Annotated in this window: 16 protein-coding genes; 2 read left to right on the top strand and 14 right to left on the bottom strand. The window is 55.1% G+C overall.

Translation table 11 applies throughout. The features are described from left to right. Positions 1–29: 29 nt before the first annotated feature. From bfd to fkpA, 10 genes are all read right to left on the bottom strand, one after another. The gene (gene bfd / locus VZP09_RS18645) at positions 30–224 is read right to left on the bottom strand and encodes a bacterioferritin-associated ferredoxin (RefSeq protein WP_004152415.1); all 195 of its coding nucleotides are present in this window, start codon (positions 222–224) and stop codon (positions 30–32) included. Between the two features lie 180 nt (positions 225–404). Then, entirely contained in the window at positions 405–1,589 is a 1,185-nt protein-coding gene (tuf, locus tag VZP09_RS18650) for an elongation factor Tu (protein WP_004174069.1), read from the bottom strand. A gap of 69 nt (positions 1,590–1,658) precedes the next feature. Beyond that, the gene (gene fusA / locus VZP09_RS18655; protein ID WP_002920103.1) at positions 1,659–3,773 is read right to left on the bottom strand and encodes an elongation factor G; all 2,115 of its coding nucleotides are present in this window, start codon (positions 3,771–3,773) and stop codon (positions 1,659–1,661) included. Between the two features lie 96 nt (positions 3,774–3,869). Further along, a complete protein-coding gene (gene rpsG / locus VZP09_RS18660; protein ID WP_002920113.1) occupies positions 3,870–4,340 on the bottom strand; it encodes a 30S ribosomal protein S7 in 471 nt (156 codons plus the stop codon). A gap of 95 nt (positions 4,341–4,435) precedes the next feature. Then, on the bottom strand, positions 4,436–4,810 hold the full coding sequence (gene rpsL / locus VZP09_RS18665; protein ID WP_002920115.1) for a 30S ribosomal protein S12: 375 nt from the start codon (positions 4,808–4,810) through the stop codon (positions 4,436–4,438). 124 nt (positions 4,811–4,934) lie between these two features. Beyond that, positions 4,935–5,222, bottom strand: a complete 288-nt coding sequence (gene tusB, locus VZP09_RS18670; protein WP_032415754.1) for a sulfurtransferase complex subunit TusB — start codon at positions 5,220–5,222, stop codon at positions 4,935–4,937. Positions 5,223–5,229: 7 nt separating this feature from the next. Next, positions 5,230–5,589: a sulfurtransferase complex subunit TusC gene (gene tusC / locus VZP09_RS18675; RefSeq protein WP_004174061.1), complete on the bottom strand. Its 360-nt coding sequence runs from the start codon at positions 5,587–5,589 to the stop codon at positions 5,230–5,232. Further along, positions 5,589–5,975, bottom strand: coding sequence for a sulfurtransferase complex subunit TusD (gene tusD / locus VZP09_RS18680; protein ID WP_002920128.1), 387 nt, complete (start codon positions 5,973–5,975; stop codon positions 5,589–5,591). The genes tusC and tusD overlap by 1 nt, the downstream gene beginning before the upstream one ends. Next, the gene (locus VZP09_RS18685; protein ID WP_002920130.1) at positions 5,975–6,697 is read right to left on the bottom strand and encodes a helix-turn-helix transcriptional regulator; all 723 of its coding nucleotides are present in this window, start codon (positions 6,695–6,697) and stop codon (positions 5,975–5,977) included. The genes tusD and VZP09_RS18685 overlap by 1 nt, the downstream gene beginning before the upstream one ends. Positions 6,698–6,865: 168 nt before the next feature. After that, a complete protein-coding gene (gene fkpA, locus VZP09_RS18690) occupies positions 6,866–7,696 on the bottom strand; it encodes an FKBP-type peptidyl-prolyl cis-trans isomerase (RefSeq protein WP_004185922.1) in 831 nt (276 codons plus the stop codon). A gap of 222 nt (positions 7,697–7,918) precedes the next feature. Between fkpA and VZP09_RS18695 the strand changes: the two genes are divergently transcribed. Next, a complete protein-coding gene (locus VZP09_RS18695; protein WP_002920136.1) occupies positions 7,919–8,137 on the top strand; it encodes a protein SlyX in 219 nt (72 codons plus the stop codon). A 58-nt stretch (positions 8,138–8,195) separates the two neighbouring features. On the opposite strand, the gene slyD is transcribed toward VZP09_RS18695, so the two are convergent. The 4 genes from slyD to kefG all read right to left on the bottom strand — a co-directional run bounded on the left by slyD (position 8,196) and on the right by kefG (position 11,444). After that, positions 8,196–8,783, bottom strand: coding sequence for a peptidylprolyl isomerase (gene slyD, locus VZP09_RS18700; protein ID WP_002920140.1), 588 nt, complete (start codon positions 8,781–8,783; stop codon positions 8,196–8,198). A 93-nt stretch (positions 8,784–8,876) separates the two neighbouring features. Continuing rightward, entirely contained in the window at positions 8,877–9,077 is a 201-nt protein-coding gene (locus VZP09_RS18705; protein ID WP_002920143.1) for a YheV family putative zinc ribbon protein, read from the bottom strand. Positions 9,078–9,088: 11 nt separating this feature from the next. Continuing rightward, a complete protein-coding gene (gene kefB, locus VZP09_RS18710; protein ID WP_032415755.1) occupies positions 9,089–10,894 on the bottom strand; it encodes a glutathione-regulated potassium-efflux system protein KefB in 1,806 nt (601 codons plus the stop codon). Then, the gene (kefG, locus tag VZP09_RS18715) at positions 10,881–11,444 is read right to left on the bottom strand and encodes a glutathione-regulated potassium-efflux system ancillary protein KefG (protein WP_328795333.1); all 564 of its coding nucleotides are present in this window, start codon (positions 11,442–11,444) and stop codon (positions 10,881–10,883) included. Before kefG ends, kefB begins: the two co-directional genes overlap by 14 nt. A 173-nt stretch (positions 11,445–11,617) precedes the next feature. Between kefG and VZP09_RS18720 the strand changes: the two genes are divergently transcribed. Beyond that, positions 11,618–13,522 (top strand): ABC transporter ATP-binding protein, encoded by a 1,905-nt coding sequence (locus tag VZP09_RS18720; protein ID WP_004174057.1) that lies wholly within the window; start codon positions 11,618–11,620, stop codon positions 13,520–13,522. Positions 13,523–13,709 lie beyond the last annotated feature (187 nt).

Genomic DNA, 13,709 nt, shown 5'->3' on the forward strand with positions numbered 1-13,709 from the left:
ATAGGGATGTCAAAAGAGAAGCGTGGACTTCAGGCGATTTCTTTGAATTCCGGCATGGTGGTTAATTCATCTTCCATCACTTCACGCGCGGCACGAACACACTTACCGCATTGATTTCCCACGGGAACAAACTTACGTAATTGCTGAAAAGATTGCGGTTGAAACTGGCGCACAACCTGACGAATTTTTTTATCGCTGACGCCATTGCACAAACAAACGTACATAGAAACTCCCGTTCAATTTATGCACAAATATTAAATGAGAATGGTTATGATTACAATAGACCATTTGCTCATTATCCGCCGCAACGCACGATATGAATAGCCAGCAAAAATCCGTTTTTCGCTGAATGACAGACAGCAAAAAGGGCGCCGAAGCGCCCTTTTTAATTCAAAGCTAACGAATTAGCCCAGAACTTTAGCTACAACGCCCGCGCCAACGGTACGGCCGCCTTCACGGATTGCGAAACGCAGACCGTCGTCCATCGCGATCGGGTGGATCAGGGTAACAACCATTTTGATGTTGTCGCCCGGCATTACCATCTCTACGCCTTCCGGCAGTTCGATGGTGCCAGTCACGTCAGTAGTACGGAAGTAGAACTGCGGACGGTAGCCTTTGAAGAACGGAGTGTGACGGCCGCCTTCATCTTTGGACAGGATGTACACTTCAGATTCGAACTTGGTGTGCGGGTTGATGGTGCCCGGCTTAGCCAGTACCTGACCACGTTCGATTTCTTCACGTTTGATACCACGCAGCAGAACACCTACGTTCTCACCAGCACGGCCTTCGTCCAGCAGTTTGCGGAACATTTCAACGCCAGTACAGGTGGTTTTCGCGGTTTCTTTGATACCAACGATTTCAACTTCTTCACCTACTTTGATGATACCGCGCTCTACACGACCGGTAACAACGGTACCACGACCNGAGATGGAGAATACGTCTTCGATCGGCAGCAGGAACGGCTTGTCAATCGCACGCTCTGGTTCCGGGATATAGGTATCCAGGTGGCCAGCCAGTTCGATGATTTTCGCTTCCCACTCTGCGTCGCCTTCCAGCGCTTTCAGAGCAGAACCACGAACGATCGGGGTGTCGTCGCCCGGGAAATCGTACTGAGACAGCAGTTCACGAACTTCCATCTCAACCAGTTCCAGCAGCTCTTCGTCATCAACCATGTCGCATTTGTTCAGGAACACGATGATGTACGGAACGCCTACCTGACGACCCAGCAGGATGTGCTCACGAGTCTGCGGCATCGGGCCGTCAGTCGCAGCAACAACCAGGATCGCGCCGTCCATCTGCGCAGCACCGGTGATCATGTTTTTAACATAGTCGGCGTGGCCCGGGCAGTCTACGTGCGCGTAGTGGCGAGTCGGGGTGTCGTATTCAACGTGAGAGGTGTTGATGGTGATACCACGAGCTTTTTCTTCCGGCGCGTTATCGATCTGGTCGAATGCGCGAGCGGAACCACCGTAGGTTTTAGCCAGAACGGTAGTGATGGCAGCAGTCAGGGTAGTTTTACCATGGTCAACGTGGCCGATAGTACCAACGTTGACGTGCGGTTTTGTACGTTCAAATTTTTCTTTAGACACGGCTATATTCCTTACTATAGTGCTCTCCCCTTCGGAGAGAGCACGGGACTTAGGTTTTAATCCTGTGGATTATTTACCACGGGCTTCAATAACGGCCTGAGCAACGTTGTTCGGCGCATCATCATACTTCAGGAATTCCATGGTGTATGATGCACGACCTTTGGTCAGAGAACGCAGCTGAGTTGCATAACCGAACATTTCGGACAGCGGTACTTCAGCGTGGATCTTAACGCCGGTTACTTCGGATTCCTGACCGCGCAGCATACCGCGACGACGGCTCAAGTCACCGATAACGTCACCAGTGTTCTCTTCCGGAGTTTCTACTTCAACCTTCATGATCGGCTCAAGCAGAACTGGTTTTGCTTTCTTAAAGCCTTCTTTAAAGGCAATAGACGCAGCCAGTTTAAACGCCAGCTCAGAGGAGTCAACGTCGTGGTAAGAACCGAAGTGCAGACGGATACCCATATCAACTACCGGGTAACCTGCCAGCGGACCAGCTTTCAGCTGTTCCTGGATGCCTTTATCAACGGCCGGGATGTATTCGCCAGGAATTACACCACCTTTGATGTCGTTGATGAACTCGTAACCTTTCGGGTTAGAGCCCGGCTCCAGCGGGTACATGTCGATCACAACGTGACCGTACTGACCACGACCACCAGACTGCTTGGCGTGTTTACCTTCGATATCGGTAACTTTCGCGCGAATCGCTTCACGGTAAGCAACCTGAGGTTTCCCGACGTTCGCTTCAACGTTGAATTCACGCTTCATACGGTCAACGATGATGTCGAGGTGCAGCTCACCCATACCGGCGATAATGGTCTGGTTAGACTCTTCGTCAGTCCATACGCGGAAAGACGGGTCTTCTTTAGCCAGACGACCCAGAGCCAGACCCATTTTTTCCTGGTCAGCTTTGGTTTTCGGCTCAACGGCGATGGAGATTACCGGCTCAGGGAATTCCATACGCTCCAGAATGATCGGCGCATCCGGGTCACACAGGGTGTCACCAGTAGTTACGTCTTTCAGACCGATAGCAGCAGCGATGTCGCCCGCGCGAACTTCTTTGATCTCTTCACGTTTGTTAGCGTGCATCTGAACGATACGACCGAAACGCTCACGTGCAGCTTTCACGGAGTTCAGTACGGTATCACCAGAGTTAACCACACCGGAGTACACGCGGAAGAAGGTCAGGTTACCCACGAACGGGTCGGTAGCGATTTTGAACGCCAGTGCAGAGAACGGCTCGTCGTCGCTTGCGTGACGCTCAGCCGGGGTATCTTTACCGTCGTCCAGGATACCGTTGATCGCAGGTACGTCAACCGGGGATGGCAGGTAATCAATTACCGCATCCAGCATCGCCTGAACGCCTTTGTTCTTGAACGCAGAACCACAGGTTACCAGGATGATTTCGTTGTTCAGAACGCGCTGACGCAGAGCTTTTTTGATCTCTTCTTCAGTCAGTTCTTCACCACCCAGGTATTTTTCCATCAGCTCTTCAGAAGCTTCAGCTGCGGATTCGATCAGGTTCTGGTGCCATTCATCAGCCAGGTCCTGCATGTCAGCCGGGATATCTTCGTATTCGAAGGTTACGCCCTGGTCTGCATCGTTCCAGTTGATGGCTTTCATTTTCACCAGGTCAACAACGCCGGTGAAACCTTCTTCAGCACCAATTGCCAGCTGCAGCGGAACCGGGTTCGCGCCCAGACGGGTTTTGATCTGACCAACAACTTTCAGGAAGTTAGCGCCCATGCGGTCCATTTTGTTAACGAACGCGATGCGCGGAACTTTATATTTGTTTGCCTGACGCCATACGGTTTCAGACTGCGGCTGAACACCACCAACTGCGCAGTAAACCATTACCGCACCATCAAGAACACGCATGGAACGTTCTACTTCGATAGTGAAGTCAACGTGCCCCGGGGTGTCGATGATGTTTACGCGGTGCGGTTCATACTGTTTGGCCATACCAGACCAGAATGCAGTAGTCGCAGCGGAAGTGATGGTGATACCACGTTCCTGCTCCTGCTCCATCCAGTCCATGGTAGCGGCGCCGTCATGAACTTCACCGATTTTGTGGTTTACACCGGTGTAGAACAGAATACGTTCGGTAGTAGTGGTTTTACCGGCGTCGATGTGCGCACTGATACCGATGTTACGGTAGCGTGCGATGGGTGTTGTACGAGCCATTTGATTCCTCGTTTATTTCTTTAGGCGTTCAGTTAAGTTATCCAGAGCGGGCGACTCATCTGAAGCGCCCGCCTGGTGACTATGACTCCGAAGGGATTACCAACGGTAGTGAGCGAACGCCTTGTTGGCTTCGGCCATACGGTGAACGTCTTCACGTTTCTTAACTGCAGTACCTTTGTTGTCTGCAGCATCAGTGAGTTCGTTCGCCAGGCGCAGAGCCATGGATTTATCACCGCGTTTACGAGCAGCTTCAACGATCCAACGCATTGCCAGGGCATTACGACGGACCGGACGAACTTCAACTGGAACCTGATAAGTAGAACCACCTACGCGGCGGGACTTAACTTCGACAGTCGGGCGCACGTTTTCGAGCGCAACTTCGAAGGCTTCCAGTTCAGATTTACCAGAACGCTGAGCCAGGGTCTCCAGCGCGCTGTATACGATAGTTTCTGCAGTAGATTTTTTACCATCTACCATCAGGATATTGACAAATTTAGCCAGCAGTTCTGATCCGAACTTCGGATCCGGCAGAATTTTACGCTGACCAATGACGCGACGACGTGGCATGGAAATACTCCGTTGTTAATTCAGGATTGTCCAAAACTCTAAGAGTTTAGTATGACATTAAGATAAANNGTTTGGCCTTACTTAACGGAGAACCATTAAGCCTTAGGACGCTTCACGCCGTACTTGGAGCGAGCCTGCTTACGGTCTTTAACGCCGGAGCAGTCAAGCGCACCACGAACGGTGTGGTAACGAACACCCGGAAGGTCTTTAACACGACCGCCACGGATCAGGATCACGGAGTGCTCCTGCAGGTTGTGACCTTCACCACCGATGTAGGAGGTGACTTCGAAACCGTTAGTCAGACGCACACGGCAAACTTTACGCAGTGCGGAGTTCGGTTTCTTAGGAGTGGTGGTATATACGCGAGTACATACGCCACGTTTCTGCGGGCAGGCTTCCAGCGCTGGCACGTTGCTCTTTGCAACTTTGCGCGCGCGTGGTTTGCGTACCAGCTGGTTAATTGTTGCCATTAAATAGCTCCTGGTTTTAGCTTTTGCTTCGTAAACACGTAATAAATCGCCTCATATATTATGAGGACGCAGAATTTTAGGGCGGTGCCGAAAAGGTGTCAAGAAATATACAACGATCCCGCCATCACCAGGCCAACTGACCGGCATGTTTGACTGTGAGTCTGACGAAATCAGTATAGCTAACCCTGCCGACACTGTCCGCAATTTGACCAGCCAGCCCGCGGGCGTCAACGTCGTCTTGCAGCACGTATAGGGTTATGGGGGCGGATTGCAGGATCTCAAGGAAGCGACCATCGGCGATGGCCGCGGTGACGCCGTCAGACAGTAGTACCAGATCGTCGCCGCGCTCCATCAAACGAAGCATCGCTGCGATGTCGGCATGCCAGGGGGAAACACTGAGCGTATGGAGCATGGGGGCCTCAGAAACGCAAAATCACATCAAATTCATGCAGACGGGCGCGCAGGGCATCCGGCGCCAGGCATTCGACATCCACCACCCACGGGGTCGCGGGATCCAGGCCGCGCTCTCGCGCTGAGTCGGCGCACAGCCAGCACTGGTCGATATCATATAGCGACAGCAATTTAAAGGTAGCGATGTAGTCGCGGGCAAGCACAGCGCCAGGCCGCTGTTCGGGTAACAGCTGAAACACGCCGTCGCCCACAAAAAACACGCCAATATCGTCGGTGAGCGCGGAGGTTGCTAATAAGGCATCGAGGCCTTCCCTGCCGGCGGCGCTGCCGTGCGGCGCAGAGGAAAATACAAAAGCCACACGTTTCATCAGAACTGCACCATCCGATCGCAAGTAAGCGCCGCTTCCGCTAGCGCGCCGAGCCCGCTCAAGGTAAAACCCGGCTGCAAATTGTGGCCAGGCAGAGCGAGCTGTTGCGCTTCGCGTTCGTCCGTTACGCCACGACGCAGGGCGGCCGCTACGCAGATATGCAGCGCGACGCCGTGCTCATCGTGGAGGGATTGCCACCCGCGCACCAGATCGAACTCATCGCTGGCGGGCGCCGTCAACTGGTTAGCGTTAAGCACGCCTTCGCGATAGAAAAAAACGCACGCCAGCTCATGGCCTTCCTGCAGCACGGCCTGGGCAAATTGCCAGGCGCTGCTCGCCTGCTGCGTGCCATAGGCTGGGCCGGTCACCGTGAGGGCAAAACGCATTACTTATCCAGTCCCTGGAAATCGCCGCTTTTGAACTGGCGAATATAGAGGTAGACGGTGTGCTTGGAGATGTTCAGACGATCGGCTACCTGGTTAATAGCGTCTTTAATATCGAAGATCCCTTTCTCGTAGAGATTCAGCACGATTTGACGGTTTTTCGCATTGTTAGACACGCTGCGATCGGCATTCACCTCTTCAATGGTGAACTCCAGCGTCTGGGCGACCAGATCGTCTACCGAAGAAGCAAAGTTCACCGGCGAGTTCACTTCAGGCGTTTCTGGCGGAATAAAGGTGCTCATGATCTGGGAAAACGGCACATCCAGATTCATGTTGATACACAGCAGACCAATCACCCGGTGATCGCGGTTGCGAATGGCAATCGTCACCGACTTCATCAGTACGCCGCTTTTAGCACGGGTAAAGTAGCATTTGGAAACGCTGCTATCGGCGCCCGTCATATCGTGCAGCATGCGCAGCGCAAGATCGGTAATCGGTGAACCGATTTGGCGGCCGGTATGTTCACCATTGGCGATACGGATGGCAGAGCATTTCAGATCCTGCAAAGAATGCAGCACGATTTCACAGTGCGAACCGATGAGCATCGCCAACCCGTCCACTACCGCTTCATAAGATTTGAGAATATCGAAATCGGTCTGGTCAAAGGGACGTTGATCCAGCAGGTCAAGCTCGCTGGTTTCATTGGTTAAAAGCGACCTGGACATGAAAAAAAGCACTCCTTTTCAGGAGCCTGTCGTTATTGTCAGGGCAGGCTCATCATCATTATTAAGCTATCTAAAGTAATACAGCGCCTGAGGATCTTTCCAGTTTTAATTATATCTGCGCTCAATAAAAAAGCCGCCGCCTCTGACGAGACGGCGGCCTGAACCTGATTACTTCTTAGCGTCAGCTTTCGCGTCCGCGGCTTTCGCATCGCCTGCGGCTTCCGGCTGTGCATCTGCCTTCGGCGCCGGTTTGATATCCAGCAGTTCTACATCAAAGACCAGCGTAGAGTTGGCCGGGATGCCCGGGACGCCAGTTTTACCGTAGGCCAGGTCCGGCGGAATAACCAGCTTGATTTTGCCGCCTTTCTTGATGTTCTTCAGGCCTTCAGTCCAGCCCGGGATCACGCCGTCGAGACGGAAAGAGAGCGGCTCGCCGCGAGTATAAGAGTTATCAAACTCTTTACCGTCGATCAGGGTACCTTTGTAGTTTACCACCACGGTATCGCTGTCTTTCGGCGCATCGCCAGCGCCTTCTTTCTCGACTTTATACAGCAGGCCAGTTTTTGAGGTTTTCACGCCCTTCTCTTTGGCAAAGTTGTCACGGAAAGCTTTGCCTTTGGCTTCGTTCTCAGTGGCGTCTTTTTCCATTTTCTGCTGAGCCGCGGTCTTCACGCGCGTTTCAAAGGCCTGCAGAGTCTGTTCGATCTCCTGGTCGGACAGTTTGCTCTTATCGGCAAACGCGTCCTGTACGCCGGCGATCAGCTGGGCTTTATCCAGCTTAATGCCCAGCTTCTCTTGTTCTTTCAGGGAGTTTTCCATGTAACGCCCCAGGGACGCGCCCAGCGCATAGGCCGATTTCTGATCGTCATTTTTAAATGCCGATTTACTCTCAGCCGCCGGGGCTGCCTTCGTTGCCGTATCTGCAGCGAAGGTCAGCGGTGCATTCAGGGCGACGGCCATTGTGGCCGCCAGCAGCGTTACTTTAAACAGTGATTTCATCCATTTCTCCAGGGCCGGGGCCTCTCGCCCCAGGGTTATCGTAAAAAGCAAAAAACGTACTATAGAACGTTGCCGTTAAAATCTACATACGGACGTTCCTGAATATCGCCTCTTTTAGGACTATTTTTGTATGAATAAGTTTCCTGTACGGCGCAGCGATGCTGCGCGCCAGGGGAAACTTAAGTAGAATCCGCCCGCAGGATCAGACTAAAGAGGTTACCCATGCACGATAGCACATTAGAAACGCGCCTTGCGGAGCTGGAAAGCCGGCTGGCGTTTCAGGAAATCACCATCGAAGACCTCAACAAAACCGTGACCGCCCACGAGATCGAGATGGCGAAGATGCGGGAGCATATGCGTCTGATGATCGAGAAGCTGAAGGCGACCCAACCCTCCCATATCGCCTCCCAGGCGGAAGAAACGCCACCGCCGCACTATTGAGGCGTAAAAAAAGCGGGTTTCCCCGCTTTTTTGTCGTCTTCGTGCCGAAGCGCAAAGATTAGTGGCAGCCGCAGCCACCGTGGCCGCCGCAGCCGCCTTTACCATGGTCGTGACCATGATCGTGGCCGTGGCCGCCGCAGCAACCGTCATGACCATGGTCATGATCGTGATCGTGGCCATGCGCGCCGTGCACGTGACCGTGCTCCAGCTCTTCCGCAGTCGCTTCGCGGATGGCGACGACTTCCACATTAAACTTCAGGTTCTGGCCAGCCAGCATGTGGTTGCCATCAACCACAACGTGGTCGTCTTCAACTTCAGTGATTTCTACTGGTACCGGACCCTGATCGGTTTCCGCCAGGAAGCGCATGCCAACCTGCAGTTCATCAACGCCCATGAAGACGTCTTTCGGTACACGCTGCACCAGGTTTTCGTCATACTGACCGTAAGCGTCGTTAGCGCCGACGGCAACGTCAAATTTGTCGCCCACTTCGTGGCCATCCAGCGCGTTTTCCAGGCCGGAAATCAGGGAGCCGTGACCGTGCAGGTAATCCAGCGGCGCGCTTACCGGAGACTCATCAACCAACACACCGTCTTCTGTACGTACCTGATAGGCCAGGCTGACCACCAGGTCTTTTGCTACTTTCATGATATCTCCTGAGATGGGAAGAATAGTGGCGCAGATTGTAGCGGAATTCTGCTGCCGTGTACCCTTTAGCTTAAAAAAAGCCGACGGATAACGCTAGTCGGGATGAAAAATGCCAATCACCTGCTCCTCTTTGCGTACATGCTCACGGGCCTCTTTATCTGCCTCACGCATCTGATGACCGCACTTAACGCACTCAACAACATCGACATTATTCTCACGCCACATTGCCAGCGAATCCTGCGCCTGGCACGCCGGACATTTCGCCCCGGCAATAAAACGTTTACGCACTGCCATAAGATTTACCTTTATTCAAACTCGTCCCAGCCGTCCAGCTGCCGGCTCTCTTTCTGCATTTCGCGCTGGAAAATCTCTTCCAGTTCGCGCCGGGCCTCCCGCACGCGTGATATCTGTACCGTATCAGTATGCACTGGCATTAGCTCGCGCAGCATTCGCATATCGAGGCGTCGGAAGTGCAGCTGCGCGCGCTGGGCCTGGTGAGGATGCATCCCGAGGGTGATGAGCGCTTTGCGCCCCAGTTCCAACGCACTGGAGAAAGTTTCACGAGAAAACTGCGTCACGCCGGCCTGCAGCAGCTCATGCGCCTCAACGCGCCCGCGAGCGCGGGCCAGAATATGCAGATGTGGAAAGTGTTGTTGACACATTTCCACCAGCCGCATGGTATCTTCTGGCTCATTACAGGTGATGACGATCGACTGCGCCTCTTCCGCTCCCGCCGAGCGCAGCAGCTCCAGCTGGGTGGCATCGCCAAAATAGACTTTATAGCCATAGTTGCGCATCAGATTTACCGCGCTGATGTCCCGCTCCAGTACCGTAATACGCATCTTATTGGCCATCAGCAGGCGACCAATGACCTGACCAAAGCGACCAAACCCGACAATAATCACCTGCGGCTTGTCATCCTCCACCCACGGCGCCTCACCGGTATCGTCCGCCGGGTTCAGCCGTCGCGACAATAGCTTATCTATCCCCTTCATCAGCAGCGGCGTCGTCATCATCGACAACGTTACCGCCACCAGCAGCAGCGCCATCTGGTCGTGCTGAAACAACCGCTGAGAGGCGGGCAGCGAAAAGAGGACAAACGCGAATTCGCCGCCCTGGCTTAATACGCCCGCGAACTGCATCCGCTCGGAACTTCGCAGGCCATAGAGACGGGCCAGCAGATAGAGCACCAGCATTTTTACCGCCACCAGCACCGCCACGCTCACAGCCACCCACAGCAGATGGGTATACAGTACGCCAAGGTTCAGCGCCATGCCGACGGAAATAAAGAACAACCCGAGCAGCAGCCCCTTGAACGGATCGATAGCGATCTCCAGTTCGTGGCGATACTCACTTTCCGCCAGCAGCACGCCGGCAATAAAGGTGCCCAGCGCCATCGACAGCCCCAGCGCCTCCATAAACAGGGCAGATCCGAGGACCAACAGCAGCGTGGCGGCAGTGAACACCTCCCTGACCCCCGAGCTGGCGATAAAACGGAACACCGGCCGCAGCAGATAGCGTCCGCCAATCAGCATCCCGGCAAAGGCCAGGACCTTCATGCCGACCGTCAACCAGTTCACATGCTCATCCGCTGAACCGGCCAGCAGGGGCACCAGCGCCAGCGCCGGGATCACCGCCAGATCCTGAAACAGCAGCACCGAAAAGCCTAGCTGTCCCGCTTCGCTGCGGCTCATTCCCTTCTCACGCATCAGCTGCAGCGCCATGGCGGTGGAAGACATCGCCAGGCCGATCCCGCCGACCACCGCCGCCTGCCATGAAAACCCGGTCGTCATCAGCAACCCACCGAGGATCGCCGCGCTGAGCATCACCTGCGCCGCGCCAACGCCGAAGATGGGGCTCCGCAGTCGCCATAGCTTGGCGGGATTGAGCTCCAGGCCGATGATAAACATCAGAAACACTACGCCGAGCTCAGAGAAATGGAGAATTTCATCCACATCGCTGATAAACCCGAGCCCCCACGGACCAATGGCGATCCCGGCCAGCAGATAGCCCAGCACCGCGCCAATCCCCAGTCTTGAAGCCAGAGGGACGGCGATGACGGCCGCGAACAAAAACAACACCCCCGCCAGCAGCAAATCAGATCCCGCCATGGACACCTCCGGCGGCGATGGGGTTGGCCAACCAGTCCCGGTAGGCCAGGGCGCGGCTGCGCAGCTCCTCTGGCTGCTGCCTCCGGGCCCAGTAGACGATAATGGGGCTCATCCAGTGCATACGGCACATGCCGGCGGTCAGTTCAAAAGGAAGTAAAATATCGTTCATCGGATAGCGATTAGCATCGCGACGGTAGGCGCTCTCAGGCTCGCCGGTAGTGATCACGCTGCGCCAGTACTTTCCCGCCAGTTCGTTCCCTCCGGCGCCGCTGGCGAAGCCGCGGCTTAACACACGATCCAGCCACTCCTTAAGCAGCGCCGGACAGCTCCAGGTATATAAAGGGTGCTGGAAAACAATCACCTCATGCTGGCGCAGCAGGTCCTGTTCGTAAGCAATATCGATAAAAAAATCCGGATAGTGCGCGTAGAGATCGTGCACGGTGACGTTCGGCAACTGTAAGGCCGGCTCTAATAAAACCCGGTTGGCCACGGAATCCTGAGATTCTGGGTGGGCATACAGCAGCAACACTTTCGCTGTCTGAGACATCATTCCCCTCCCGTAGGTCTTCTGGCGGCCTGCACAGCCCCGGCGTTTTGACACAGCCAGAATGACTTTGTGTATCGTCTTCGTTTTGGGCTACCATGGCGGCCCGGTGAAGCGATTCGCTTCCACACTACATTATCATAATGACAAATTAACATAGTCTGAACATACGGCGCCTTATGATTGTTTTCTCCTCGTTACAAATTCGTCGCGGCGTACGCGTCCTGCTGGACAACGCCACCGCTACCATCAATCCTGGCCAAAAGGTCGGTCTGGTGGGGAAAAACGGCTGCGGGAAATCGACGCTGCTATCGCTTTTGAAAAACGAGATAAGCGCTGACGGCGGCAGTATGACCTATCCCGGCAACTGGCAGCTGGCCTGGGTGAATCAGGAAACCCCGGCGCTACCGCAGCCGGCAATCGATTATGTCATTGACGGCGATCGAGAGTATCGCCAGCTGGAGGCCGCGCTCCAGCAGGCTAACGAACGCAACGACGGTCATGCTATCGCCACCGTCCACGGTAAGCTGGACGCCATCGACGCCTGGACGATCCGTTCGCGCGCCGCCAGCCTGCTGCACGGTCTGGGGTTCAGCAATGAACAGCTTGAGCGGCCGGTCAGCGATTTTTCCGGCGGCTGGCGTATGCGCCTTAACCTCGCCCAGGCGCTGATCTGCCGCTCCGATCTGCTGCTGCTCGATGAACCGACTAACCACCTCGATCTCGATGCGGTGATCTGGCTGGAGAAGTGGCTGAAGGGCTATACGGGAACGCTGATCCTCATCTCCCACGATCGCGATTTTCTCGATCCTATCGTCGACAAAATTATCCATATTGAACAGCAGACAATGTTTGAGTACACCGGCAACTACAGTTCGTTTGAAGTGCAGCGCGCCACCCGCCTCGCTCAGCAGCAGGCGATGTACGAAAGCCAGCAGCAGCGCGTCGCGCACCTGCAAAGCTATATCGATCGCTTCCGTGCTAAAGCCACCAAGGCCAAGCAGGCGCAAAGCCGGATCAAAATGCTGGAGCGGATGGAGCTTATCGCTCCGGCGCACGTGGATAACCCGTTCCACTTCAGCTTCCGCCAGCCGGAGAGCTTGCCTAACCCGCTGCTGAAGATGGAGAAAGTCAGCGCCGGCTACGGCGAGCGTATAATTCTCGACTCCATCAAGCTTAACCTGGTGCCGGGCTCGCGTATCGGCCTGCTGGGCCGCAACGGCGCCGGGAAGTCGACGCTGATTAAGCTCCTGGCAGGCGAGCTCCAGCCCGTAAGCGGCGAGATCGGCCTCGCGAAAGGCATCAAGCTCGGCTACTTCGCCCAGCATCAGCTGGAATTCCTGCGCGCCGATGAGTCGCCGCTGCAGCACCTGGCGCGTCTGGCGCCGCAGGAGCTGGAGCAGAAGCTGCGTGATTATCTCGGCGGCTTTGGTTTCCAGGGCGATAAGGTGAGCGAAGAAACCCGCCGCTTCTCCGGTGGAGAAAAGGCGCGCCTGGTACTGGCCCTGATCGTCTGGCAGCGCCCTAACCTGCTGCTGCTCGATGAACCGACCAACCACCTTGACCTCGATATGCGTCAGGCCTTAACCGAAGCGCTGATCGACTTTGAAGGGGCGCTGGTGGTCGTATCGCACGATCGGCACCTGATCCGTTCCACCACTGACGATCTGTACCTCGTCCACGATGGTAAAGTCGAGCCGTTCGACGGCGATCTGGAAGATTATCAGCAGTGGCTCAGCGACTCGCAAAAACAGGAGTCCCAGAGCGGCGAGGCGCCAAAAGAGAGCGGCAATAGCGCCCAGGCGCGCAAAGACCAGAAACGTCGGGAAGCGGAGCTGCGCAGCCAGACCCAACCGCTGCGCAAAGAGATCGCCCGTCTGGAAAAAGAGATGGACAAGCTCAACGCGCAGTTGGCCAGTGCGGAAGAAAAACTTGGCGACAGTGAGCTTTATGACGCCTCACGTAAAGCCGAGCTGACCGAATGCCTGCAGCAACAGGCCAGCGCGAAGTCCGGGCTGGAGGAGTGCGAGATGGCCTGGCTGGAGGCCCAGGAGCAGCTGGAGCGCATGCTTCAGGAAGGCTAAACTCTTCCTCTTCATCCTGCCTGCGCGTACGCTGCCGCTGGCAGGGTGGGTTTCTGCCCTCTTCATGGCCTGGCCATCAGCGACATCAATGATTTGTTTTTGCTGTAAGCTGGCGTCACTGGCCGCAAGACCACATATTGGCTAACCCCCTGCATGCCCTGCGCGGTATAGTCATCATCACGTTTAT

It is taken from the genome of Klebsiella sp. EMBS2024, assembly GCF_036233805.1.
Taxonomy (GTDB): Bacteria; Pseudomonadota; Gammaproteobacteria; order Enterobacterales; family Enterobacteriaceae; genus Klebsiella; species Klebsiella pneumoniae.